Below are 21,291 nucleotides of genomic sequence, written 5' to 3' on the forward strand. Positions count from 1 at the left end.
GATGAGGCTGCTGGCGGTTGCGGGATATTCCGGCACGCCCCTTCCGGCCAAGCTCGGCCTGAAGGACGGGATGATTGCCGCTTTCGTCGCCTTGCCGGCCGAACTCGAGGATTTGGCCGAAGCCGTGGATTTTGCCGAGCTCGATCGGCTGGCCAACTGGTCGGCGATTTCGGGCGTTCATGAGAAATACGATGCCGTACATGCTTTCACCCGGCAGCGTGTCGAGATCGAGGACCGTCTTGGCGACGTCGAAGCGGCAATCAAGCGGGACGGCATGGTCTGGGTGTCATGGCCGAAGAAGGCATCGAAAGTGCCGACCGACGTCACCGAGGACGTTATCCGCACAGAGGCGCTGAAGCTCGACCTTGTCGACGTCAAGGTCGCCGCCGTGAACGAGATCTGGTCCGGGCTGAAGCTCGTCATCCGAAAGGACCTGAGGTAATGGTCGAACTCACGCTTCCGAAAAACTCGAAGATCATGGCCGGAAAAACTTGGCCGAAGCCGGAGGGCGCGACCAACCTGCGCGAATATCGCATCTACCGCTGGTCGCCGGACGATGACGAGAACCCGCGCATGGATACGTATTTCGTCGACATGGACGATTGCGGGCCGATGGTGCTCGACGCGCTGCTCTGGATCAAGAACAAGATCGATCCGACGCTGACGCTGCGCCGCTCCTGCCGCGAAGGCATTTGCGGCTCGTGCGCCATGAACATCGACGGGTCGAACACGCTGGCCTGCACCAAGGGCTGCGACGACATTTCCGGCGCGATCAAGGTCTATCCGCTACCGCACATGGCCGTGGTCAAGGACCTGGTGCCCGACCTCACCAATTTCTACGCCCAGCACGCCTCGATCGAGCCGTGGCTGAAGACGGTGTCGCCCGAGCCGGCCAAGGAATGGCTGCAGAGCCATGAGGACCGCGAAAAGCTCGACGGGCTCTACGAGTGCATATTGTGCGCCTGCTGCTCGACCTCCTGCCCGAGCTACTGGTGGAACGGCGAGCGCTATCTCGGCCCGGCGACGCTGCTGCAGGCCTATCGCTGGCTGATCGATTCCAGGGACGAGGCGACGGGCGAGCGGCTCGACAATCTCGAAGACCCGTTCCGGCTCTATCGCTGCCACACCATCATGAACTGCGCCCAGACTTGCCCCAAGGGGCTCAACCCGGCCAAGGCGATCGCCGAGATCAAGAAGATGATGGTGGAGCGACGGGTTTAGGCGGCGGGCGGGTTGCAGCCGAGATCGTCTCGTCCGCAGCGATCCTTCGCGCCCCCCTCTGTCCTGCCGGACATCTCCCCCCTTGAGGCCCCTTGAGGGGGGAGATTAGCAGCTTGGAGGACAGCGCCCTTTCTGCAGCCTTGAAAAGTGGCGAAGCGGTGATGACAGCCAATCTCCCCACTAGAGGGGGAGATGTCCGGCAGGACAGAGGGGGGCGCTGTCCCGCCGAGTTCGAAAGGATAGCAAACTTATGACCGATTCCGACCTTCCCATCCTCTCTCCCATCGAAGCCCGCGTGCTCGGCTGCCTGATCGAGAAGAAGGAGCTGACGCCGGACGTCTATCCGCTGACGCTCAATGCGGCACATGCGGCGGCCAACCAGAAGACGGCGCGCGAGCCGGTAATGTCGGTCGAGCTTGCCGAGGTCAGGCGGGCGCTTGGCCAGCTGGAGCAGAAGGGCCTCGTCAGGCAAGTGTTCGCGTCGCGCGTCGAGCGCTACGAGCATGTGGTGGCGCAGCGCTTTTCCATGACCTCGGCGCAGATCGCGCTGCTCGGCCTGTTGCTGCTGCGCGGCCCGCAGACGGCCTATGAATTGCTGGCGCGAAGCGAGCGCATGGCGCGGCTGCCGTCGATCGACGAGCTTCGCGGCAATCTCGATCTGCTGATCGGCCGCCGGCCACCGCTGGTGCAGCAGATCGATCGCGGCCCAGGCCAGCGCGAGGATCGCTACGTCCATCTGCTCAGCGGGCCGCCGCAGCTGTCGGCTGCCGCAGCACCCCTGCAGTCGTCCTCGCCGGCGTCGGATATGGAAATGCGCGTGCGGGCCCTCGAGGAGGAGGTCGCGGCATTGCGCGCCCGCCTCGACGCGCTCGTTGGCGAAAAAAGCCAATAATCATTCGAGAGGGGGCGCGAAGGATCGCCCGCTTTTCGCAGACCAGCTCTCACCCGAGCCTGGCGTCGAGCGATACTTTGATGGCGCCGAGCGCTTTCGAGACCGGGCATTCGGCCTTGGCCTTCTCGGCCAATTCCTTGAACTTGGCGGCATCGATGCCCGGTACCTTGCCGACCAGCGTGATCGCGCTGCCGGTGATGCCGGTGCCGGGGACCAGCGTTACTACGGCCTTGGCGTCGAGCTCGGCAGCCGGAGTGCCGTTCTCGGCGAGAAAATGCGAAAGCTGCATGGCGTAGCAGCCGGCATGGGCGGCGGCGATCAGCTCTTCCGGGTTTGTGCCGGATTTGCCGCTTTCATCCTCGAAACGCGTCTTGGCCGAATAGGGTGTGCCCTTCAGCACCCCGCTCTGGGTTTCGAGCGTGCCCTTGCCTTCCTTGAAACTGCCTTTCCAAACGGCGTTGGCGGTGCGGTCCATCAATTCCTCCTTGATTGTCGTGGCTGAGCCCGTGATCGGCATCCAGTCGACTATAGCGCGCGCGGGAGCGAAGGCCACCCGCGCTTTCGTATCGGCCGCAGCGTGACACATCGTGGTCAGGCAAAAAATCGCTCGGGAAAAAAATCGCGAAAAAAATATGCGTGCAAAAATGTCGACTTCCATCTGTCCCGGCCGTCCTGCGGGCGGCCATGGAATTGGTGGCCGGATGGAGGACCACATGAACAATCTGTTTTCTGCTCACTGGACAAGCACCGGCCACAGGGCCGGTGAACAGCAAGCCGACTGGTCGCGCCTGCAGCCTTCCGGCTTTGGCCGGCTGCTTGCGGCGATTGCCATCATTGGGATTGCGGTATCTCTTCTCGACTATGCTGCGGCCGGTCTCGATTCTGCGGCAGGCAAGGGCTCCGCGGAGATTTCCGTAGCCTCGTCTTCGGCTTCAAGCCAGGAATGGAGATAGAAATGAAGTATGTTTGCCTGGTCTATGGTGCAGAAAAAGATCTCTACGCAATGACCCCCGAGAGGCTGGCCAAGCTCGACGCCGATTCGATGGCCCATGACCGGTCATTGGACCAACGCGGGATGCTGATCATCGCGCAGGCGCTGCAATCGGTGAAAACGTCGAAAACCGTTCGCAGGCGCAAGGGCAAGCGGCTGGTCACCGACGGCCCCTTCGCCGAAACCAAGGAGCAGTTGCTCGGTTTCGTCATGATCGAGGCCGAGAGCCTCGACGAGGCGCTGGGGATCGCGGGCGAGATTCCGCTCGCCGAAATCGGCACGATCGAGGTGCGGGCGATCTACAAGGTGCCCGGGTCATAGAGATGTCTCGATAAGTTCCTCCGCGGAGCGGTGGCGACCAACGACTGGCGCAGGCTGTCGTTTTCTTCAATCGGCGCAACTTTTGCGTGTTGAAGCGAAGCAATACTTCTCCTATCGTCGCCCGAGATTGGGGGATCTTGGGCATGCATATATTGATTGCTGCAATCGGCCTGCTGGGGGCGGCGGCGTTCTGGTGGTACCGGCTGAAGACCATGAACGACGCGGCGCGTGAGGTTGCCGACGTGGTTGGCCGCGTCCAGGGCAACGTCCGCCGCAAGAAACTACGCAAGCAGGCGGCGCTCTCGCCGCTGACGGCGATCGACGATCCGGTCGTCGCCGCCGCGACGCTGATCACCGCCATCGTTTCCGAACATGGTCCTGTGCTGCCGCAACGCGAAGCTGCCATTCGATCGGTGATCTCGGAGATTGCCGACAAAAAACAGACCAATGAAGCGGTGATCTACGCCAAATGGGCGGCATCGCAAATCGACGACGCCACGGTGGTCATCGACAAGCTGGCACCGTTCCTGCGCGAACGGCTCGACGCGGCCGAAAGGAGCGATCTGCTGCGGATGGTCAGCCGTGCGGCGGAAGCCGGCGGTCAAAACCTGCAAATTCCCGACCAGCGCATGCTGCGGCTGCGCCAGAAGCTGGGCTTCGAGGTCAACTAAGTTCCCTGACACGGAAATTTGGCAGACCGCATGGCGATCAAGCCGAGACGCCTGATCGCTTCGTCATCCTGGGTTCTTCTCTCCGCTTCGCGTCGCTACGCCCAGGGATGACGAAGTTGGGGAAGCTTCAGGGCCTGTTTAGATCGCCTCGCCCTTCAACAGTTTCGGCGTGTCGCCGGACAGACCCGACGCCTGGCGGATGAAAAACCCCTTCAGCCGGGGCATGCGCTCGACGAGGCCGAGGCCGATGTCGCGCAAAGTGCGCAGCGGGCCGAAATCGTTGGAAAACATCCGGTTCAGCACATCGGTGGTGATGCCCATCTGCACCGTGTCGAAACGCCGCCATTGCTGGTAGCGCTCGAGCACGTCGAGCGCGCCGATGTCCTGGCCGAGCCGGTCGGCCTCGACCACCACTTCGGCCAGCGCCGCCACGTCCTTGAAGCCGAGATTGAGACCCTGGCCGGCGATCGGGTGGATGCCGTGGGCGGCGTCGCCGGCCAAGGCGATGCGCGGCGCGACGAAGGCGCGCGCAATGATCAGCCCGAGCGGCCAGGCACGCGGCTTGTCGGCGAGATGGATTTCGCCGAGTTTCAGGCCAAAGCGCTGCTCGAGCTCATATTCCAGGACCAGCGTGTCGCCACTGACCAGTTTCTCGGCATCCTGCGACCGTTCGACCCAGACGATCGACGAGCGGTTGGTGCCGTCCTTGCCCGGCTTGAGCGGCAGCGTGGCAAACGGGCCTGCGGGGAGGAAATGCTCTTCGGCGCGGCCGTTGTGCGGCCGCTCGTGCGCCACCGTGCAGACGATGCCGGACTGGCCATACTCCCATTTCACCGTCTTGATGCCGGCCATGTCGCGCAGCTTCGAATTGACGCCGTCGGCGGCAACCAGCAGCCGCGCCTTCAGCGTCGCGCCGTCGGCAAGATGCACGGTGATGCCGGCGCCGTTGATGTCGAAGGCGCTGACGGCGACGCCTTCGATGATGCCGATGCCGAGTTGTTCGGCGCGCCGGCGCAAGGCGCCGTTCAAATCCTTGTTGGCGACCATATGCGCAAAGGGTTCGCCGGGCGCGACCTCGCCGTCGAAGGTGAGGAACACCGGGCGGACCGGATCGGATGTGCGCGAATCGGTGACGATCATTTCGGTGATCGCCTGCGCCCCCGGCGCGATCTCGTTCCAGACGCCGAGCTGGTCGAGCATGCGGCACGCGGCGGCGGCAATCGCCGAGGCGCGGCCGTCCTTCTGCCAGACCCTGGCGGGTGCCGCATCGACGACGGCGACGGCGAGGCTCGGCCGCGCCTGCTTCAGCGACACGGCGGCGGCTAGGCCGACATAACCGGCGCCGGCGACCAGAACGTCGAGCGAATTCTTGCTGTCGACCATGGCAATTCCTTTCGCAGCCTGACTGTTGCCGGGCATTCCGCCCTTGACTGCCCGCTGTTCCTGTCGGAAACCGCCATGGTAATTTTGCGGCGAGGTCAAGATGACGGCAGCCATGGACGAGCTTCTCGGCATTCTCGACCTCGAGCAGCTGGAACACAACCTGTATCGTGGTCGCAGCCCCAAGCTCGATTGGCAGCGCATCTTCGGCGGCCAGACCATCGCCCAGGCGCTGGTCGCCGCGCAGCGAACGGTCGAGCCCGAGCGCCACGTGCATTCGCTGCATGGCTATTTCATGCGGCCGGGCGACACCAAGGTGCCTATCATCTACGAGGTCGACCGCATCCGTGACGGCGGCTCCTTCACCACGCGCCGCGTCGTGGCGATCCAGCACGGCCAGGCGATCTTTTCGCTGGAAGCCTCGTTCCAGCAGGATGAGGTCGGCCTGGAACATCAGGTGCCGATGCCGCAGGACGTGCCGGCGCCCGACACGTTGCTGTCGCAGCGCGAATTGCTGGGCAAGTTCGGCGAAGCGGTGCCCGACGGCATCAAGCGCTATTGGGAGCGCGACCGGCCGATCGAGATGAAGCCGGTGATGCTGAAGCATTATACCAGCCGGGAAAAGCTCGAGCCGAAGCAGAACATCTGGATCCGCACCACCGGCCCGGTGCCGGCCGACCGCGCCACGCAGGCGGCCGTGCTCGCTTACCTCTCGGATATGACGCTGCTCGACACCTCGACCTTTGCTCATGGCCGCGCTATTTTCGATCGTGATATCCAGGCAGCCAGCCTCGACCACGCCATGTGGTTCCACCGCAGCCATCCGCTCGACGACTGGATGCTATACACGCAAGACAGCCCGTCGACGCAAGGATCGCGTGGCTTTACCCGCGGCTCGCTGTTTGCCCGCGACGGCACCTTGATCGCCTCGGTTGCCCAAGAAGGACTCATCCGGCTGAAGCGGCCGCCTGCGGAGTAGGCATTTTTCGAAATTTGCCTATTTTTTAAGCATATGCACTGCCGCGCCTGTGAACAGGCAGCTGCCAGACCTTCTCGATTTCGTTGTTTAACAACAGCTTAACACCCTGCTTCGGCAATTGGCACGGAGCTTGAATCCTAGCGGGCACTCTCCGGCTCTCATGGGGATCGGCGAAGTCGTGCAAACGCGGGGACCCGCAACAGCAAAGGGTGAAACCTTATGAAGATCGTGATGGCAATCATAAAGCCGTTCAAGCTCGACGAGGTGCGCGAGGCGCTCACCGCAGTCGGCATCCAGGGCCTGACCGTCACCGAAGTAAAAGGCTACGGACGTCAGAAGGGTCACACGGAAATCTATCGCGGGGCGGAATACGCGGTCAGCTTCCTGCCGAAGATCAAGATCGAAGTCGCGGTCGCTGTCGACATGGTCGACAAGGCCGTCGAAGCCATCACCGCGGCGGCCAAGACCGGCCAGATCGGTGACGGCAAGATCTTCGTTTTCGGCATCGACCAGGCGGTGCGCATTCGCACCGGCGAAACAGACACCGACGCGCTTTGAGCTGCGGATACGCATTCCAATGGAGAGTTCAATGAATATTCCTTCCACCTTGAAGATAACGGGACGCACGGCCGTTTTAGGTTCGCTCGCTCTCGCTGCACTGGGCACGGTTGCTGCGTTCGCGCAGGAAGCGGCACCGGCTGCCCCTGCGCCCGCGCTCGACACCGGCAACACAGCCTGGATGCTGACCTCGACGGCGCTGGTGCTGATGATGACCGTACCGGGCCTGGCGCTGTTTTATGGCGGCATGGTGCGCAAAAAGAACGTGCTCGCCACCATCATGCAGAGCTTTGCCATCACCTGCCTGGTGACGGTGCTGTGGTTCATGTTCGGCTACTCGCTGGCCTTCTCGGATGGCGGCGGCATGAATGCCTATCTCGGCGGCTTCTCGAAGTTCTTCCACAACGGCATCACCACCTCCTCGCTGTGGCTGCCGGGCGTGGCGAACATTCCTGAGTTCGTCTTCTCGATGTTCCAGATGACCTTCGCCATCATCACGCCGGCGCTGATTGCCGGCGCCTTCGCCGAACGCATGAAGTTCTCGGCGCTGCTCATCTTCATGGGCGCGTGGCTGCTGGTGGTCTACGCCCCGATCGCGCACTGGGTGTGGGGCGGCGGCTTCCTCGGCACAGCCGGCGTTCTCGATTTCGCCGGCGGCACGGTCGTTCACATCAATGCCGGTGTTGCCGGCCTGGTCTGCGCGCTGGTTCTCGGCAAACGTGAAGGCTACGGCACCACCAACATGGCGCCGCACAACCTCGTCTACTCCGTCATCGGCGCTTCGCTGCTGTGGGTCGGCTGGTTCGGCTTCAACGCCGGCTCGGAACTGGCCGCCGACGGCCTTGCCGGTGCCGCGATGCTGAACACCCAGGTTGCCGCTGCCGCTGCGGCGCTCGCCTGGATGTTCGCCGAATGGATCGTCGCCAAGAAGCCGAGCGTGCTTGGCATCATCTCGGGCGCCGTCGCCGGCCTGGTCGCGGTGACGCCGGCTTCCGGTTTCGTCAATCCGACCGGCGCCTTCATCGTCGGCATCGTCGCCGGCGTGCTCTGCTACGTCTCGGCCGTCAAGCTCAAGCACGCGTTCGGCTATGACGACTCGCTCGATGCATTCGGCGTGCACGGCATCGGCGGCATCATCGGTGCATTGCTGACCGGCGTGCTCGCCGATCCGGCGATCAACAGCCTTGGCTCGGGTGCCTCTGTCGGCAAGCAGCTCTACGGTATCGTCTTCACCATCCTGTGGACGGCGATCGCGAGCTTCGTGATCCTCTATATCGTCAAGGCGCTGGTCGGCCTGCGTCCTTCCACCCAGGAAGAGGTCGAAGGCCTCGACATCAGCCAGCACGGCGAAGTGGTGCCGTGAGGTTTATTGGCTGGCACCGGCGTTTTGCCGGTGCCGGGAAGATCCCGTCGTGATGCTCCCGAAAGGGCTCACGCCTTGAGGCCCGGAAACCTTCCGGGCCTCTTTTTTGTGTGCAGGCGGCCGTTATGGCTCGATCATACAATCGCTTGATCAAGGTGGCTCGATCCGCCGGCGGCGTGAAACAGCGGCCGCAACGCTCCGAACTGTGGTGGCGGTCGCCCGTTCCGGTGACGCAGAATGCCCATGGTTAATGCGCCCTTAACCTCCCGCCGCTAGTCTGACAGCCGAATCTGCCGTGTTGCGCGTCCGCGCCCGGCCGGGCAACGACAGACGAGGAAAAGCATGCGTTCAGGGGCTTCAGCACCGCTTGCGCTGGCCGATACGGAGCACGGCATCCGGTCGTTCGCGAGGCGCCAGGTCGGGCGGCTGGTCGGTGCCGGGCTGTTTGCTCTGGTTGGTTTCGGCGTCGCCGCCCTAGCCACCTGGAACGTCGCCGATCCGAGCTTTTCGCACGCCACCGACAATATCGTCACCAATGCAATGGGTTATGCCGGCGCCGTCTTTTCCGACATTGCCATGCAGTTCTTCGGACTTGCCGCCGTTGCGGCGCTGGTGCCGGCGGTGATCTGGGGATTTCTGCTGTTTACCGCGCGCGGCGTCGACCGGCTGCCGAAACGGGCACTGGCCTGGTTCGGGTTTTCGCTGCTTGGCGCGGCAATTGCCGGCTGCGTGGTGCCGCCCAAGACCTGGCCGCTGCCGACCGGCCTCGGCGGCGTCTTCGGCGACATGGTGCTCAATGTCCCGGGCCTGGTCATCGGCGGCTATCCGACCGGCCTCGTCGCCAGCGTGCTCGCCGTGCTCCTGGCAGCGCCGGCGCTGTGGGTATTCTTGTATGGCTCGGCGCTGATTTCGCGCAAGAACGGCTTTGCCGTCCTCGAACAGCCCGCAGTGCCCGATCCGCAGGACGACCTGCTTTTCGACAATGAAGAGGACGAGGGCGACGAAGGTATATTGGCGCTTGGCGCCATCACCCACTGGTGGCTGTCGCTGCGGGCCTATCTGCGCCGCCGCGCCGCGCGCCGGCGCGAGCGCGACGATTTCGAGCCGGAGATGGAACCGCGCCCCAGCGCCTGGCGGCGGGCGGCCGAACGGGTCGAATCGGCCGAGTTCGCCGAGGCGCGGATGAGCCCGGGCGGGCGCGCCCGCGTCGAGCCGGAATTCTTCGCCGCCATGGTCAACGACCGCAGTGCCTCGATCGACCCTGACGATGCCGACGTCTTCGATAACGACGACAATGACGACGACATGGATTTCGCGCCCGAGCCGGCCGGCCAGCGCCGCGCTGCGCCAACCGCCAAGGTGCAGAACTTCCGTTCCGACGCCGCGACGCGCGTCGAGGCGCCGGCGCCGCGGCCGGCCCCCGGCGCCCGCGTCCAGCGCGAGGCGCAGACTTCGCTGATCGGCTCGGAAAAATTCGAGATGCCGTCGCTGCACTTCCTGTCGGAACCAAAGAACGTGGTGCGCGACGCCAGCCTGTCCAAGGACGCGCTGGAGCAGAACGCCCGCCTGCTTGAGGGCGTGCTGGAGGATTTCGGCGTCAAGGGCGAAATCATCCATGTGCGTCCGGGTCCGGTCGTCACGCTCTACGAGCTGGAACCGGCGCCCGGCATCAAATCGTCGCGGGTCATCGGCCTGTCCGACGACATCGCCCGCTCGATGAGCGCCATCGCCTGCCGTGTCGCCGTGGTGCCCGGCCGCAACGCGATCGGCATCGAATTGCCGAACGCCAGGCGCGAGACGGTCTATTTGCGCGAGATCATGGCCAGCCGCGATTTCGAAACCACCAAGGCCAAGCTGGCGCTGGCGCTGGGCAAGACCATCAATGGCGAGGCGGTGATCGTCGACATCGCCAAGATGCCGCACGTGTTGGTCGCCGGCACCACCGGCTCGGGCAAGTCCGTCGCCATCAACACCATGATCCTGTCGCTGCTCTACCGGCTGACGCCGCAGGACTGCCGGCTGATCATGATCGATCCAAAGATGCTGGAGCTCTCGGTCTATGACGGCATTCCGCATCTTCTGACGCCGGTCGTCACCGATCCGAAGAAGGCGGTGGTGGCGCTGAAATGGACCGTGCGGGAGATGGAGGACCGCTACCGCAAGATGTCCAAGGTCGGCGTCCGCAACATCGACGGCTTCAACGCGCGCGTGCAGCAGGCCGAGAAAAAGGGCGAAAGGATCTCGCGCACCGTGCAGACCGGCTTCGACCGCCAAACCGGCGAGGCGATCTACGAGACGGAGAACCTCGACCTCGAGCCGATGCCCTACATCGTCGTCATCATCGACGAGATGGCCGATTTGATGATGGTCGCCGGCAAGGACATCGAAGGCGCGGTGCAGCGCCTGGCGCAGATGGCGCGCGCCGCCGGCATCCATGTCATCATGGCGACGCAGCGGCCGTCGGTCGACGTCATCACCGGCACCATCAAGGCGAATTTCCCGACCCGCATCTCCTTCCAGGTGACATCGAAGATCGACAGCCGCACCATCCTGGGCGAGCAGGGCGCCGAACAGCTGCTCGGCATGGGCGACATGCTCTACATGGCCGGCGGCGGCCGCATCCAGCGCGTGCACGGTCCCTTCGTCTCCGACGACGAGGTGGAGAAGATTGTCGCGCATCTGAAATTGCAGGGCGTGCCGGAATATCTCGACGCCATCACCGAGGACGACGACAAGGATGACGATGAGCCGACGGGCAAAGGCAGTGGCGGCGGCGACGGCGGTAATTTCGAGGATTCCGACGATCCCTACGACCAGGCGGTCGCGGTGGTGCTGCGCGACGGCAAGGCCTCGACCAGCTACATCCAGCGCCGGCTCGGCATCGGCTACAATCGCGCCGCCTCGATCATCGAGAAGATGGAGAAGGAAGGCATTGTCGGCCCGGCCAACCATGCCGGAAAACGCGAAATCCTGGTGCCGACGGAGGACGACAAGTTCTAGAGCGCGTCCGCGCCGGCAACTTTGAACCTTTTGGCGCGTTGCAACGACGGGCGCCGTGCGGCCGCCAAACTTAAGCCCAACTGGGGGGCCAGACCAATATAACGAGCAAGCAATCAGATGATGGTGACCGGCATGAAAAACGCAACTCTCGCCCCAAGCAGGGATTTCGCCCCAACCCGCCGGCAGGTCCTCGGCCTCGGCCTGGTCCTGGCCGGTGCGGCGGCCGCCAACCTCGTGCCCGGCGTCCAGTTGCTGGCGTCGGCGCAAGCAGCGGTTCCGGCGACGGCGCAGAAGATCGCCGATCATTTCTCCTCGGTCAAATCGATGAGCGGCGAGTTCGTGCAGTTCGGACCCAAGGGCGAGCAGACCGGCGGCAAGTTCTTTCTGGAACGGCCGGGCAAGATCCGCTTCAATTACGACGGCGCCTCGAATTTCAGAGTGATTTCCGATGGCAAGTCGGTGGTCATCCTCAACAAGAAGCTGCGGACCTCCGACCTCTATCCGCTGTCGAAGACGCCGCTGAAGCTGCTGCTCGACGACAAGATCGATCTGTCGGGCGGGCGCGTCAGAAGCGTCAAGGAAGAGGACGATCTCACCACCATCCAGCTTGCCGACAAATCGGTGTTCGGCAATTCGAAGATCACCATGATGTTCGATCCGAAATCTTATGAATTGCGGCAGTGGACCATCACCGATGCGCAAGGCAAGGACACGACGGTGATGATCTTCAACACCAAGGAGGGCGTCAGCTTCGCCCCCGACACCTTCGCCATCGACTATACGGCGAACCGCGAGCTGAACACCAAGACGCGGTAACTTCCTACTGCTGCGGGATGGTTTTTCCGCGTTGGTGCGGCCGGCTTGTTTTTGCGGTGCGCGGCTGGCAGTAGTTTCCGCGATTGACTTCCGTCGGAGCCATCCGGCGGATATTGCGTTGTCCGGAACCCCACATGCCGTTTTCCGTCGCTACCTGGAACATCAACTCCGTCCGGCTGCGCATGCCGATCGTCGAGCGCCTGCTGGTCGAGCAGGCGCCGGACGTGCTCTGCCTGCAGGAAACCAAGGTTCCGGACGAATTGTTTCCGGAGAAGGCGTTCCGCAAGCTCGGCTACGAGCACATCGCCTTCCATGGCCAGAAGGGCTATCACGGCGTTGCCACCATAGCGCGGCGGCCGATCGAGGTGGTCGAAAAGCGCCGCTTCTGCGAGATCGACGACAGCCGGCATCTGTCGGTCACCGTCAACGCCGGCGGCAAAACGATCCTGCTGCACAATTTCTACGTTCCGGCCGGCGGCGACGAGCCCGACCCGGCCGTCAACCGCAAGTTCAAGCACAAGCTCGATTTCGTTGCCGAGATGAACGCCGTGCGGGCCGAGCATGACGAGCACTCCGGCTCGATCCTGGTCGGCGACCTCAACATCGCGCCGCTCGAGCACGATGTCTGGTCGCACAAGCAGCTCCTCAATGTCGTCAGCCATACGCCGGTCGAGACGGAAAACTTCGAGGCAATGCGGCTCGCCGGCGACTGGATCGACCTGATGCGGCTCAATGTACCTTACGAGGAGAAACTCTACACCTGGTGGAGCTATCGCGCCCAGGATTGGCAGGCCTCAAATCGCGGCCGCCGCCTCGACCATGTCTGGTCGTCGCCAAACCTGGTGCCGCATTTTGCCGGCTATGAAATCCTGCGGCCGGCGCGCGGCTGGGAACGGCCCTCGGACCATGTGCCGGTGATCGGGCGTTTCAACCTGGATTAGCTTTGTCTCGCCTCAGCGAAACCTGAAGCTATCCGCGATGTAGTCGGGACGGGCATTCAGCGTGGCGAAAACGTCCTCCAGGTCAGGCGCCCCCGCCAATATGCCCGACAGGACCAGCGTCGTCGCGACACCGACGCCGTTGCCGCCGGCGATGTCGTGCTCGACGCTGTCGCCGACGCAGACCACGCTGTCGCGCTCCGGGTGGCCCGCCAGTGCCAGCGCTGCCTCGAATATCTGCGGATTGGGCTTGCCAATGCGCACCACGCTGCCGCCGAGGCTCTCATAGAGATCGGCGAGCCGGCCGGCGCCGAAGCGAGGGCCGACGGCAGTCAGCATGATCTTGTCGGGATTGGTGCAGAAGCATGGCACCCGCCGCGCCGCCGCCGGACCAAGAAGCCGGCGATAGTGGTCGAGGTCGTAGCGATCGCCCTCGCTGGCGGAAATCAGCACCAGTTCGGCATCGTAGCCGTCCTTGGCCAGGACGAACGGCAGGCCGTCGACAGCCGAACGGTCATTGTCGCGGCGGATCAGCAGGCATTTTGTCTGCGGGCGCAGGGCTCCGGAGGCTGCCATTTGGTGGAAGGAGCGCCACGCCACCTCGCCGGAGGAGACAAAGTGATCCCAGCTTCCCGGTTCGAAGCCGAGCTTCAGCAGGCGGCGCTCATTGGGTTGCGCCCGCTTGCCGGAATTCGAGATCAGTACGATGGTCTTGCCGGCGCGCTTGAGTGCCGACAACGCTTCGACAGCACCTGGATAGGCGCTGGTGCCGTCGTGCAGCACACCAAATTGGTCGAGCAGGAACACCTGATAGCGGTCGGTCAGCGCGGCGATGCCGTCGAGGTGTTGAATTGCCTTGGTCGTCATAAAAGCCCCGCTGCGCTTGCGCCCATCAGCGCCAGCCGCGCCGTGCCGGCAGCGGCCTCCTCCGAAAGAGCCGGCACGAGAGCGACGCCAAGCTTGCGCTGCCGGATCGCTGTCCAGGCCGGATTGGCCGCACCGCCGCCGACGCTCCTGACCGATGTCAGCCGGGGCGCGCCGAGTTCGGCAAGCCGGCGATAGCCGAGCGCTTCGATCGCCGCAATACCCTCGAACATCGCTTTCAGATAGTCGGCATCGTCGGCGGGCCGCGGCTCGAGGCGCGGCGGCAGCGCCGGATCGGCTATGGGGAAGCGTTCGCCCGGCGCCGGCAGCGGGTAATAATCGAGGCCGGTCTTCGTCGCCGGGTCGATTTTTTTGCTGAGTTCGACAATGCGGGCGACGGGGAAATGCTGGGCCAGCACCTTGCCGCCGGAGTTCGAGGCGCCGCCCGCCAGGTAGGTGTCACCCAGCCGATGGCTGTAGATGCCGAATTGCGGCGCCGAGATCGGCCGGTCGCAGAGCATCTTGATGGTCAGCGACGAGCCGAGCGCGGTAACGCCGTCGCCCGCGGCACTGGCACCGGTCGCCAGGAATGAGGCGCAGCCATCCGTCGTGCCGGCAACGGCAACCACGTCACGCGGCAGGCCGAACATTTTCGCAGCGCTGGCGGTGAGCGTGTCCGTGACATCGCCCGGCCGCACGACGCGGGGCAGGAATTCCATGCGCATGCCGGTCGCCGCGATCCAGTCCGGCCAGCGCCGGGCCCCGACGTCGTAGCCGGTCTTCAGGGCGTTGTTCTCGTCGCTGACATCGAAGCGGCCGGAAAACTGTCCGGCGATCCAGTCTGCCTGGTGCAGCACAGTGGCGACGCCGGGCAGGTGCTGGAAAGACAGCGCCTTGGCGAGACCGGAGGTCGCCCCAAGTGCAGCGCTCGTTGCCGGTGCCGCGCCGGCTATTGCTGTCAGGATAGTGTCGTCAGCGACCTTGTCGTTGTACATCAGCGGTTCGGCCAGCGGCCGCCCGGCGCCGTCGACCGGCAGCAGCGTGCCCGACGTACCGTCGACGGCGATCGAGCGCACTGCCGCGCGATCGATACATTTGAGCAGTTCCGCCAACGTCGCGCCGACCGCCTCCCACCATATTGCGGGGTCACGGCCGTTCGGCCCAAATCGCTCGAGGGCAATAGCGGAATGCGCGGCAACGGAAAAATCCGGACGCATGGCGACGGCGCGCGCGCCGGATGTGCCGATGTCGATGCCGATGGCAAGCGTACCAGACGAACGCGGCATGTCAGCTGCCTCCGGCATTGAGTTTCTGGCGATATTTTTCGGCGTCCCAGTTGATCAGCTCGTCATTCTCCGCCGCTGTCAGATAATTCAGCTTCGCCGCGACATCGATCCGCGCCGTCACGTCGGAAAGGCAGCGCTGCATGGCGTCGGCACCGGCGCCGGCGTCGCCGCGCATCAGCACGCCGAGTCCAGGAAACAGGATCGCCACGGGTGCGGCGCCGCAGCGCTCGATGACGCGCTTCACACCCTCGTCCGGTCTCGCCACGACCGAGCCTTCGCCGAGAAAGATGACGTGGTCGGGGTAGAGGCTGCCACCCGAAGCCATGCGGCAGCTTTCGGGGTCGATCGCCACCGCATGCGCCTCAACGTCCGCCGGCAATCTGTAGTCGCTGTCGCCGGCGCGCGCCGTCAATGCCGCGATGTCCGGTTCCGCCACCTGGCGCGGCGGCCGCGCCAACAGTCGTGTCACGCGCCGCAGCAGCATGTCGGCCGCGGCGACGGTCTCGGCTGCAACGACCAGGCCGTGATTGCCGAGGATCAGGATATCCACGCCTGGCCGAAGGCGCTCGGCGATACCCTGCGCGAGCGGCAGTCCCGGCCGGCGATAGGGAACATACGCCCATTGATGGCCGTCGAGCCGCCTGGCGGCCTCGGCCTCGCAGTCGGCCTGCACGGCCAGCGAAATGGTCTCGACGCAGTGAACATGCAGAACGATGCGCTGCGGCATCAGCGCATGCACGGTGGTCTCGATCGACGGGCGCAAGCCGCGCGCGTTGAGGGCGTCGACAGTGAAGGCCTGCGGCTGTTCGGCGGCCGGGTCGCGCCGTTTGATGGCGTCGAGCAATGGCGGGATGCCGACCGGCACCATGATGTCGGCGATGAGCGCGTCCTTCAGCCAGGTGCCGGAGGCCTTGATCCAGAGCGTGTCGCCGGCTTTCAGCGAGGTGTTGCCGCCGGCGGCCTGGGTCAGATGCGGGTCGCTGCCGATGGCGGCCGAAAGCGACCGCAGCGCTGCCAGTTCCTGCGCATCCGCACTGATCGTCATCGAAATTCCTCTACAATCCGGCCGCGTGGCCCACGGCTTTGGACGTCCCGGTGCCGGGACGAAGACCCATGCTGGTATCGCAGATGCGAGTAAGTTACGTCAACAGTGATGTTATCGCGTCAAATCACGCTTGCAATCCGAGGGCCGTTGAGTAAGTTGCACCAATTGCCATGCAAAACGGCAATGCCGTGCAAAATGCTTGGGAGGCAAGCGCATTGGGAGGTAAGGGTTGAGCGACTCCGGCCGCCAGCGTCAGATTGTCGAGCTTTTGCGGGACCGGCCTTTCGCATCGGTGCGCGAGCTGCAGGAGCGGCTTGGCGTATCGGCGGCGACGGTGCGGCGCGACATCGACAAGATCGACGAGGCTGGCGAAGCGCGCAAGGTCTATGGCGGCATCTCGGCGCTCGATGGCGCTTCGCAAGCCGGCGTCGCCTATGCCAGGCCCTATGACGAGAACCGCGACCTCGCCGTCGAGGCCAAGCGGCAGATCGCCGCTCTCGCCGCCACCATGGTGCGCGACGGCGACGCGGTCATCGTGCATGGCGGTTCGACCTGCTTCCATCTCGGCGTCAAGCTCGCCGACCGCAACATCCGGCTCTACACCAACTCGATGCCGCTCGCGGCCTATCTCAGCGACCACGGCCATTGCAGCCTCACCGTCGCCGGCGGCGAACTGCACCGCGAGCCGGGCATCATCCATTCGCTGACGCAGACGGTGCCGTTCTACGCCTCGAAGTTCTTTCTCGGCGCGCAAGGCATCGGCCAGGAAGGCCTTCTGGAATCGCACCCGCTGCTGGTCCGCTCGATCGTCGAGCTCAGCCTCTGCGCCGACCAGATCGTCGTGCTGGCCGACAGCCGAAAACTGTCGATCCACGCGCGCAATGTGGCACTGCCGCTGTCGCGGATCGGCACGCTGGTCACCGATGACGGCCTGTCCGAGACAGATGCCCGCATGCTCGAAGATGCCGGCGTCATGGTGCGGATCGCGGCTTCCTCGGGAGGCGCCCAGTGAACATCGCCGTCCTCGATTTCGGCAAGACCAATTCGAAGCTGTTCGTCTTCGGCCAGGACGGACAGATCCTCGACGAGCGCCGCAGCCAGCCGAGCTGGATCCGCAAAGGCGGCTTCAGCGTGCTCGACGAGCCAGCGCTGCATGACTGGGCGGCTCGCGCCATCGATGATGCAGTCGACACGCATGGCCTGGAAGGGCTGATGGTATCCGGCCATGGCTGCACCTTCGCGTTGGTCGACGAAGCCGCGCTGACGCATCCGATCCTCGATTACGAGCAGGAACCGCCAGCTGAAATCGCCGCGCAGATCGACCGCCGCATTCCGGATTTTGCCGAGACCTTTTCGCCGCGCCTCCCGCTTGGCTTCAACTACGGCCGCCACATGTTGTGGCTGAACGAGGTGGAGCCCGGTGCCTTCGCCGCAGCGAAATCGATCCTCGGCTACCCCCAATATTGGAGCTGGCGGTTTGGCGGCCGGCCGGTATCGGAAGTGTCGTATCTTGGCTGCCACTCGCATTTATGGGCACCGCGCAAACGCGATTTCAGCTCGCTGGTCGATGCCGAGGGCTGGCGCGGCCAGATGCCCGCCTTCGAGCGTGCCGGCGCGGTGATCGGTGAGCAGCGCTTCGGCCAGGCCGCGAAGCCAGTCGCCATCCATAATGGCGTCCACGACAGCAATGCCGCGCTCCATGCCTACCGCCAGCAGCAGCTCGGGCCGGTGACCGTGGTCTCGACCGGCACCTGGGTGGTCGTGCTCAATCCGGACTGCCCGCTCGACGCACTCGACGGCGAGCGCGACATGCTGGTCAATGTCGATGTCGATGGCGGCCCGGTGCCAACCGTCCGCTTCATGGGCGGGCGCGAATTCGCCACGATCAGCGCCGGCTGGCAGGGCGCAATCGCGCCGTCATCGATACAACGGGTGATCGACGCTGGCATTATGGCGCTGCCGAGCTTCGCGCCCGGCGGCCCGATGCCGCACCGCCGCGGCGAACTGGTCGGGCGTACGCCCAATGCCGAGGAACGCGCGGCCATGGCGCTGCTCTATGTCGCGCTGATGGTCGATCTGTGCCTCGAGCTGATCCATTCGGACAACACAGTGATCGTCGACGGCGGCCTGAACAATGGCGGGCTGCTTGCCGCGTTGCTGGCGCAGTTGCGGCCCGGGCAGGCTTTCCTGCAGGGCGCAACGCTTGAGGGCAGCGCCACCGGTGCTGCCGCACTTGCCTTCGAAAGCGTCGGACGCGAGTTTGCCACCGAAGCGCCGGAGGCGGTGCATACGGCAAGTTTCAGCGGCCTTGCCGGCTATCGCAACGACTGGCGCGGCCTTGCCGCCGACCGGGCTGTGGCCAGCGCAACTGCAGGAGGTGCGCGATGAGCGCCGCCGCCCGGATCGAGACGGTGCGCCAGCCGGTGCTGGAGATGCGCCACATCTCCAAGACGTTCGGTGTGATCCGCGCCTTGCACGATGTGTCGCTGACCGTTCATGCCGGCGAGCTGCACGCGCTGATGGGCGAAAACGGTGCCGGCAAGTCGACGCTGATGAAGGTGCTGTCCGGCGCCTACCGGCCGGACCTCGGCGGCGAAATCCTGATCGACGGCGTGCCGGCCGCGACTGGCGACCCGATCAAGGCGCGAGCCGCCGGCATTGCGGTCATCTATCAGGAGCTGTCGCTGGCGCCTAATCTGTCGGTAGCGCAGAACATTTTTCTCGGCAACGAGCCGCGACGGTTCGGCATTGTCGACCGCGAGCAGTGCAATCGGCGCGCCAGCGAGATCATCGCGCGGCTCGGCGTGACCTTCTCGGCGCGCACTCCGGTCGCAAGCCTGTCGCTCGGCGAGCGACAGCTGGTGGAAATCGCCCGCGCGCTGTCGACCAATGCGCGCATCATCGTCATGGACGAGCCGACCACGTCGCTGACCTCGCGTGAGACCGACCGGCTGTTCGACGTGATCGCGACGCTGAAGTCGCAAGGCATCGCCATTATCTACATCAGCCACCGCATGGAAGAGGTCTACCAGCTCGCCGACCGCGTCAGCGTGCTACGCGACAGCGGCTATGTCGGCACGCTCGACCGCGCCGACCTGAACGCCTCGCGCCTGGTATCGATGATGGTCGGGCGCGATCTGTCGACGTTCTACAAGAAGGATCACCGTCCGCCGGACAGCAAGCGCGCCATCGCGCTGTCGGTGCGCGGCATGTCGGACGGCAATCTCATAAAGAATTGTTCCTTCGACCTCCACAAGGGCGAGGTGCTGGCACTGGCCGGCCTGGTCGGCTCGGGCCGCACCGAACTGGCACGGTTGATCTTCGGCGCCGACAGGCACACATCAGGCACGCTGGAGCTCGGCGGCAAACCGATATCCATCGGTTCGCCGAGCGAGGCGCTCGATGCCGGCATCGCCTACCTGACCGAGGACCGCAAGCAACTTGGCCTGTTTCTCGACATGTCGATCTCCGACAATATCAGCATGGGCGTGCTGGCAAAGGACGCGAAGGCCGGCGGTTTGCGCGACTTCACGGCTGCCGAAAAGCGCGCCGCCAAGGCGGTGTCAGACCTCTCCATCCGCACCAGCTCGGTGCAGGCCAATGCCGGCTCGCTGTCGGGCGGCAACCAGCAGAAGGTGCTGCTCGCCCGCCTGCTGGAAACCGAGCCGCAGGTCGTCATCCTCGATGAGCCGACCCGCGGCGTCGATGTCGGGGCCAAGTCGGAAATCTATCGGCTGATCGACAACCTGGCCAAGAAAGGCATCGCCATCCTGATGATCTCCAGCGAACTGCCGGAGGTGATCGGCATCGCCGACCGCGTGCTGGTGATGCGCGACGGCACCATTGCCGGCGAGGTGACGGCGTCGGAGGGCGAGCCGCTGCGGCAGGAAGCGATCATGGAACTTGCAACGGGAGCGGCTCAGCGATGACCGACAAGGTGGCCGACACGATGAAAGCGGACGACCGGGCGGTCGGCAGGAGTACGAGGTGGCGTACCGCCATTGCCGCACTCGGCATGCTGCCGATCCTGATCCTGCTGGCGGTCGGCTTCCAGTTCATCAATCCGCGCTTTTTCACCCAGACCAATCTGCTGATCGTCATGCAGCAATCGTCGATCAACATCGTGCTGGCCGCCGGTATGACCTTCGTCATCCTGACCGGCGGCATCGACCTGTCCGTCGGCTCGATCCTTGCCGCCTCGGCGATGGTGGCAGTGATGGTGTCGCTGGTGCCCGATTGGGGACTGCTGGGGGTGCCCGCGGCCATTCTCGTCGGGCTCGGTTTCGGCGTCATCAACGGGCTGCTGATCGCCTATATCAAGCTGCCGCCCTTCATCGTCACGCTGGGATCGCTGACCGCCGTGCGCGGCGTCGCCCGCCTGCTCGGCCAGGACACGACGGTGTTCAACGCGGACCTGCCGTTCGACTTCATCGGCAACGGTTCGCTGTTCGGCATTCCGTGGCTGGTAATCATCGCGCTGGCGGTCGTCGTCCTGTCCTGGCTGGTGCTCAAGCGCACCGTGCTCGGCACCTGGATCTACGCCGTCGGCGGCAACGCCGAGGCCGCCAGGCTGACCGGCATCAAGGTGCCGCTGGTGCTGCTCTTCGTCTACGGCGTTTCCGGCCTTCTGGCCGGCCTTGGCGGCGCCATGTCGGCGGCCCGGCTCTATGCCGCCAACGGGCTTCAGCTCGGCCAGTCCTACGAACTCGACGCCATTGCCGCAGTCATCCTCGGCGGCACCAGTTTCGTCGGCGGTGTCGGCTCGATCTGGGGCACGCTGATCGGCGGCCTGATCATCGCCGTGCTGTCCAACGGGCTCATCCTCGCCGGTGTTTCGGACATCTGGCAGTACATCATCAAGGGATTGGTCATCATCGTGGCGGTCGCCCTCGACCGTTACCGGCTCCAGGCAGGAGCAAGAACGTGATGGCCCTTAGTCGCCGGCATCCAACGAGCCGGTTTCATG

General features: G+C 64.6%; 21 protein-coding genes. 16 read left to right on the forward strand and 5 right to left on the reverse strand.

What is annotated here, in order from left to right; genetic code table 11:
* Position 1 precedes the first annotated feature (1 nt).
* From NKH30_RS25160 to NKH30_RS25170, 3 genes are all read left to right on the forward strand, one after another.
* Positions 2-442 (forward strand): DUF3052 family protein, encoded by a 441-nt coding sequence (locus tag NKH30_RS25160; RefSeq protein ID WP_352470790.1) that lies wholly within the window; start codon positions 2-4, stop codon positions 440-442.
* The gene (locus NKH30_RS25165; RefSeq protein WP_292663232.1) at positions 442-1,221 is read left to right on the forward strand and encodes a succinate dehydrogenase iron-sulfur subunit; all 780 of its coding nucleotides are present in this window, start codon (positions 442-444) and stop codon (positions 1,219-1,221) included. The genes NKH30_RS25160 and NKH30_RS25165 overlap by 1 nt, the downstream gene beginning before the upstream one ends.
* Positions 1,222-1,471: 250 nt before the next feature.
* A complete protein-coding gene (locus NKH30_RS25170) occupies positions 1,472-2,113 on the forward strand; it encodes a YceH family protein (RefSeq protein ID WP_352770231.1) in 642 nt (213 codons plus the stop codon).
* Between the two features lie 49 nt (positions 2,114-2,162).
* Here NKH30_RS25170 and NKH30_RS25175 read toward each other — a convergent pair whose 3' ends face one another.
* Entirely contained in the window at positions 2,163-2,588 is a 426-nt protein-coding gene (locus NKH30_RS25175; protein WP_352470788.1) for an OsmC family protein, read from the reverse strand.
* Between the two features lie 112 nt (positions 2,589-2,700).
* On the opposite strand from NKH30_RS25175, the gene NKH30_RS25180 reads away from it, so the two are divergent.
* The 3 genes from NKH30_RS25180 (at position 2,701) to NKH30_RS25190 (ending at position 4,096) form a co-directional block, all read left to right on the forward strand.
* Positions 2,701-3,066, forward strand: coding sequence for a hypothetical protein (locus NKH30_RS25180; protein ID WP_352770228.1), 366 nt, complete (start codon positions 2,701-2,703; stop codon positions 3,064-3,066).
* A 2-nt stretch (positions 3,067-3,068) separates the two neighbouring features.
* The gene (locus NKH30_RS25185) at positions 3,069-3,425 is read left to right on the forward strand and encodes a YciI family protein (protein WP_352770226.1); all 357 of its coding nucleotides are present in this window, start codon (positions 3,069-3,071) and stop codon (positions 3,423-3,425) included.
* 143 nt (positions 3,426-3,568) lie between these two features.
* On the forward strand, positions 3,569-4,096 hold the full coding sequence (locus NKH30_RS25190; RefSeq protein WP_352770223.1) for a hypothetical protein: 528 nt from the start codon (positions 3,569-3,571) through the stop codon (positions 4,094-4,096).
* Between the two features lie 138 nt (positions 4,097-4,234).
* On the opposite strand, the gene NKH30_RS25195 is transcribed toward NKH30_RS25190, so the two are convergent.
* The gene (locus NKH30_RS25195) at positions 4,235-5,479 is read right to left on the reverse strand and encodes a ubiquinone biosynthesis hydroxylase (protein WP_352708011.1); all 1,245 of its coding nucleotides are present in this window, start codon (positions 5,477-5,479) and stop codon (positions 4,235-4,237) included.
* 100 nt (positions 5,480-5,579) lie between these two features.
* On the opposite strand from NKH30_RS25195, the gene tesB reads away from it, so the two are divergent.
* The 6 genes from tesB to NKH30_RS25225 all read left to right on the forward strand — a co-directional run bounded on the left by tesB (position 5,580) and on the right by NKH30_RS25225 (position 13,133).
* Complete coding sequence (gene tesB / locus NKH30_RS25200) at positions 5,580-6,455, forward strand: acyl-CoA thioesterase II (protein WP_031212697.1); 876 nt, start codon at positions 5,580-5,582, stop codon at positions 6,453-6,455.
* 219 nt (positions 6,456-6,674) lie between these two features.
* A complete protein-coding gene (locus NKH30_RS25205) occupies positions 6,675-7,013 on the forward strand; it encodes a P-II family nitrogen regulator (RefSeq protein WP_023679755.1) in 339 nt (112 codons plus the stop codon).
* A gap of 49 nt (positions 7,014-7,062) precedes the next feature.
* Positions 7,063-8,376, forward strand: coding sequence for an ammonium transporter (locus tag NKH30_RS25210; RefSeq protein ID WP_352770457.1), 1,314 nt, complete (start codon positions 7,063-7,065; stop codon positions 8,374-8,376).
* Positions 8,377-8,718: 342 nt separating this feature from the next.
* A complete protein-coding gene (locus tag NKH30_RS25215) occupies positions 8,719-11,376 on the forward strand; it encodes an FtsK/SpoIIIE family DNA translocase (protein ID WP_352818397.1) in 2,658 nt (885 codons plus the stop codon).
* A 132-nt stretch (positions 11,377-11,508) separates the two neighbouring features.
* Positions 11,509-12,192 carry an outer membrane lipoprotein carrier protein LolA gene (locus NKH30_RS25220; protein ID WP_352470783.1) on the forward strand — a complete coding sequence of 228 codons (684 nt, stop codon included), beginning with the start codon at positions 11,509-11,511 and terminating at the stop codon, positions 12,190-12,192.
* A gap of 134 nt (positions 12,193-12,326) precedes the next feature.
* Entirely contained in the window at positions 12,327-13,133 is an 807-nt protein-coding gene (locus tag NKH30_RS25225) for an exodeoxyribonuclease III (protein WP_352450145.1), read from the forward strand.
* 12 nt (positions 13,134-13,145) lie between these two features.
* On the opposite strand, the gene NKH30_RS25230 is transcribed toward NKH30_RS25225, so the two are convergent.
* From NKH30_RS25230 to NKH30_RS25240, 3 genes are read right to left on the reverse strand one after another with little or no spacing between them, the layout of a single operon-like run.
* Positions 13,146-13,997 carry a TIGR01459 family HAD-type hydrolase gene (locus NKH30_RS25230; RefSeq protein WP_352997422.1) on the reverse strand — a complete coding sequence of 284 codons (852 nt, stop codon included), beginning with the start codon at positions 13,995-13,997 and terminating at the stop codon, positions 13,146-13,148.
* Positions 13,994-15,280 carry an FGGY-family carbohydrate kinase gene (locus NKH30_RS25235; RefSeq protein ID WP_352997423.1) on the reverse strand — a complete coding sequence of 429 codons (1,287 nt, stop codon included), beginning with the start codon at positions 15,278-15,280 and terminating at the stop codon, positions 13,994-13,996. The genes NKH30_RS25230 and NKH30_RS25235 overlap by 4 nt, the downstream gene beginning before the upstream one ends.
* A 1-nt stretch (position 15,281) precedes the next feature.
* Positions 15,282-16,325, reverse strand: coding sequence for a class II aldolase/adducin family protein (locus NKH30_RS25240; protein ID WP_352997424.1), 1,044 nt, complete (start codon positions 16,323-16,325; stop codon positions 15,282-15,284).
* Between the two features lie 229 nt (positions 16,326-16,554).
* Between NKH30_RS25240 and NKH30_RS25245 the strand changes: the two genes are divergently transcribed.
* The 4 genes from NKH30_RS25245 to NKH30_RS25260 are packed head-to-tail and all read left to right on the forward strand — an operon-like array spanning position 16,555 to position 21,252.
* The gene (locus NKH30_RS25245; RefSeq protein WP_023680486.1) at positions 16,555-17,337 is read left to right on the forward strand and encodes a DeoR/GlpR family DNA-binding transcription regulator; all 783 of its coding nucleotides are present in this window, start codon (positions 16,555-16,557) and stop codon (positions 17,335-17,337) included.
* The gene (locus tag NKH30_RS25250) at positions 17,334-18,713 is read left to right on the forward strand and encodes an FGGY-family carbohydrate kinase (RefSeq protein WP_352997425.1); all 1,380 of its coding nucleotides are present in this window, start codon (positions 17,334-17,336) and stop codon (positions 18,711-18,713) included. The genes NKH30_RS25245 and NKH30_RS25250 overlap by 4 nt, the downstream gene beginning before the upstream one ends.
* Positions 18,710-20,254, forward strand: coding sequence for a sugar ABC transporter ATP-binding protein (locus tag NKH30_RS25255; RefSeq protein WP_352770208.1), 1,545 nt, complete (start codon positions 18,710-18,712; stop codon positions 20,252-20,254). The genes NKH30_RS25250 and NKH30_RS25255 overlap by 4 nt, the downstream gene beginning before the upstream one ends.
* 20 nt (positions 20,255-20,274) lie before the next feature.
* Entirely contained in the window at positions 20,275-21,252 is a 978-nt protein-coding gene (locus NKH30_RS25260) for an ABC transporter permease subunit (protein WP_502894527.1), read from the forward strand.
* Positions 21,253-21,291: the final 39 nt, after the last annotated feature.

Origin of the sequence: Mesorhizobium sp. M1273 (genome assembly GCF_040318195.1) — a bacterium.
Taxonomy (GTDB): domain Bacteria; phylum Pseudomonadota; class Alphaproteobacteria; order Rhizobiales; family Rhizobiaceae; genus Mesorhizobium.

What these genes read in the sequence shown, in the direction of transcription:
- NKH30_RS25175 (WP_352470788.1), bottom strand. Translation starts at nt 2,588, where the DNA reads ATGGACCGCACCGCCAACGCCGTTTGGAAAGGCAGTTTCAAGGAAGGC.
- NKH30_RS25205 (WP_023679755.1), top strand. Translation starts at nt 6,675, where the DNA reads ATGAAGATCGTGATGGCAATCATAAAGCCGTTCAAGCTCGACGAGGTG.
- NKH30_RS25160 (WP_352470790.1), top strand. Translation starts at nt 2, where the DNA reads ATGAGGCTGCTGGCGGTTGCGGGATATTCCGGCACGCCCCTTCCGGCC.
- NKH30_RS25225 (WP_352450145.1), top strand. Translation starts at nt 12,327, where the DNA reads ATGCCGTTTTCCGTCGCTACCTGGAACATCAACTCCGTCCGGCTGCGC.
- NKH30_RS25195 (WP_352708011.1), bottom strand. Translation starts at nt 5,479, where the DNA reads ATGGTCGACAGCAAGAATTCGCTCGACGTTCTGGTCGCCGGCGCCGGT.
- NKH30_RS25240 (WP_352997424.1), bottom strand. Translation starts at nt 16,325, where the DNA reads ATGACGATCAGTGCGGATGCGCAGGAACTGGCAGCGCTGCGGTCGCTT.
- NKH30_RS25235 (WP_352997423.1), bottom strand. Translation starts at nt 15,280, where the DNA reads ATGCCGCGTTCGTCTGGTACGCTTGCCATCGGCATCGACATCGGCACA.
- NKH30_RS25255 (WP_352770208.1), top strand. Translation starts at nt 18,710, where the DNA reads ATGAGCGCCGCCGCCCGGATCGAGACGGTGCGCCAGCCGGTGCTGGAG.
- NKH30_RS25190 (WP_352770223.1), top strand. Translation starts at nt 3,569, where the DNA reads ATGCATATATTGATTGCTGCAATCGGCCTGCTGGGGGCGGCGGCGTTC.
- NKH30_RS25220 (WP_352470783.1), top strand. Translation starts at nt 11,509, where the DNA reads ATGAAAAACGCAACTCTCGCCCCAAGCAGGGATTTCGCCCCAACCCGC.
- tesB (WP_031212697.1), top strand. Translation starts at nt 5,580, where the DNA reads ATGACGGCAGCCATGGACGAGCTTCTCGGCATTCTCGACCTCGAGCAG.
- NKH30_RS25230 (WP_352997422.1), bottom strand. Translation starts at nt 13,997, where the DNA reads ATGACGACCAAGGCAATTCAACACCTCGACGGCATCGCCGCGCTGACC.
- NKH30_RS25215 (WP_352818397.1), top strand. Translation starts at nt 8,719, where the DNA reads ATGCGTTCAGGGGCTTCAGCACCGCTTGCGCTGGCCGATACGGAGCAC.
- NKH30_RS25185 (WP_352770226.1), top strand. Translation starts at nt 3,069, where the DNA reads ATGAAGTATGTTTGCCTGGTCTATGGTGCAGAAAAAGATCTCTACGCA.
- NKH30_RS25170 (WP_352770231.1), top strand. Translation starts at nt 1,472, where the DNA reads ATGACCGATTCCGACCTTCCCATCCTCTCTCCCATCGAAGCCCGCGTG.
- NKH30_RS25165 (WP_292663232.1), top strand. Translation starts at nt 442, where the DNA reads ATGGTCGAACTCACGCTTCCGAAAAACTCGAAGATCATGGCCGGAAAA.
- NKH30_RS25260 (WP_502894527.1), top strand. Translation starts at nt 20,275, where the DNA reads ATGAAAGCGGACGACCGGGCGGTCGGCAGGAGTACGAGGTGGCGTACC.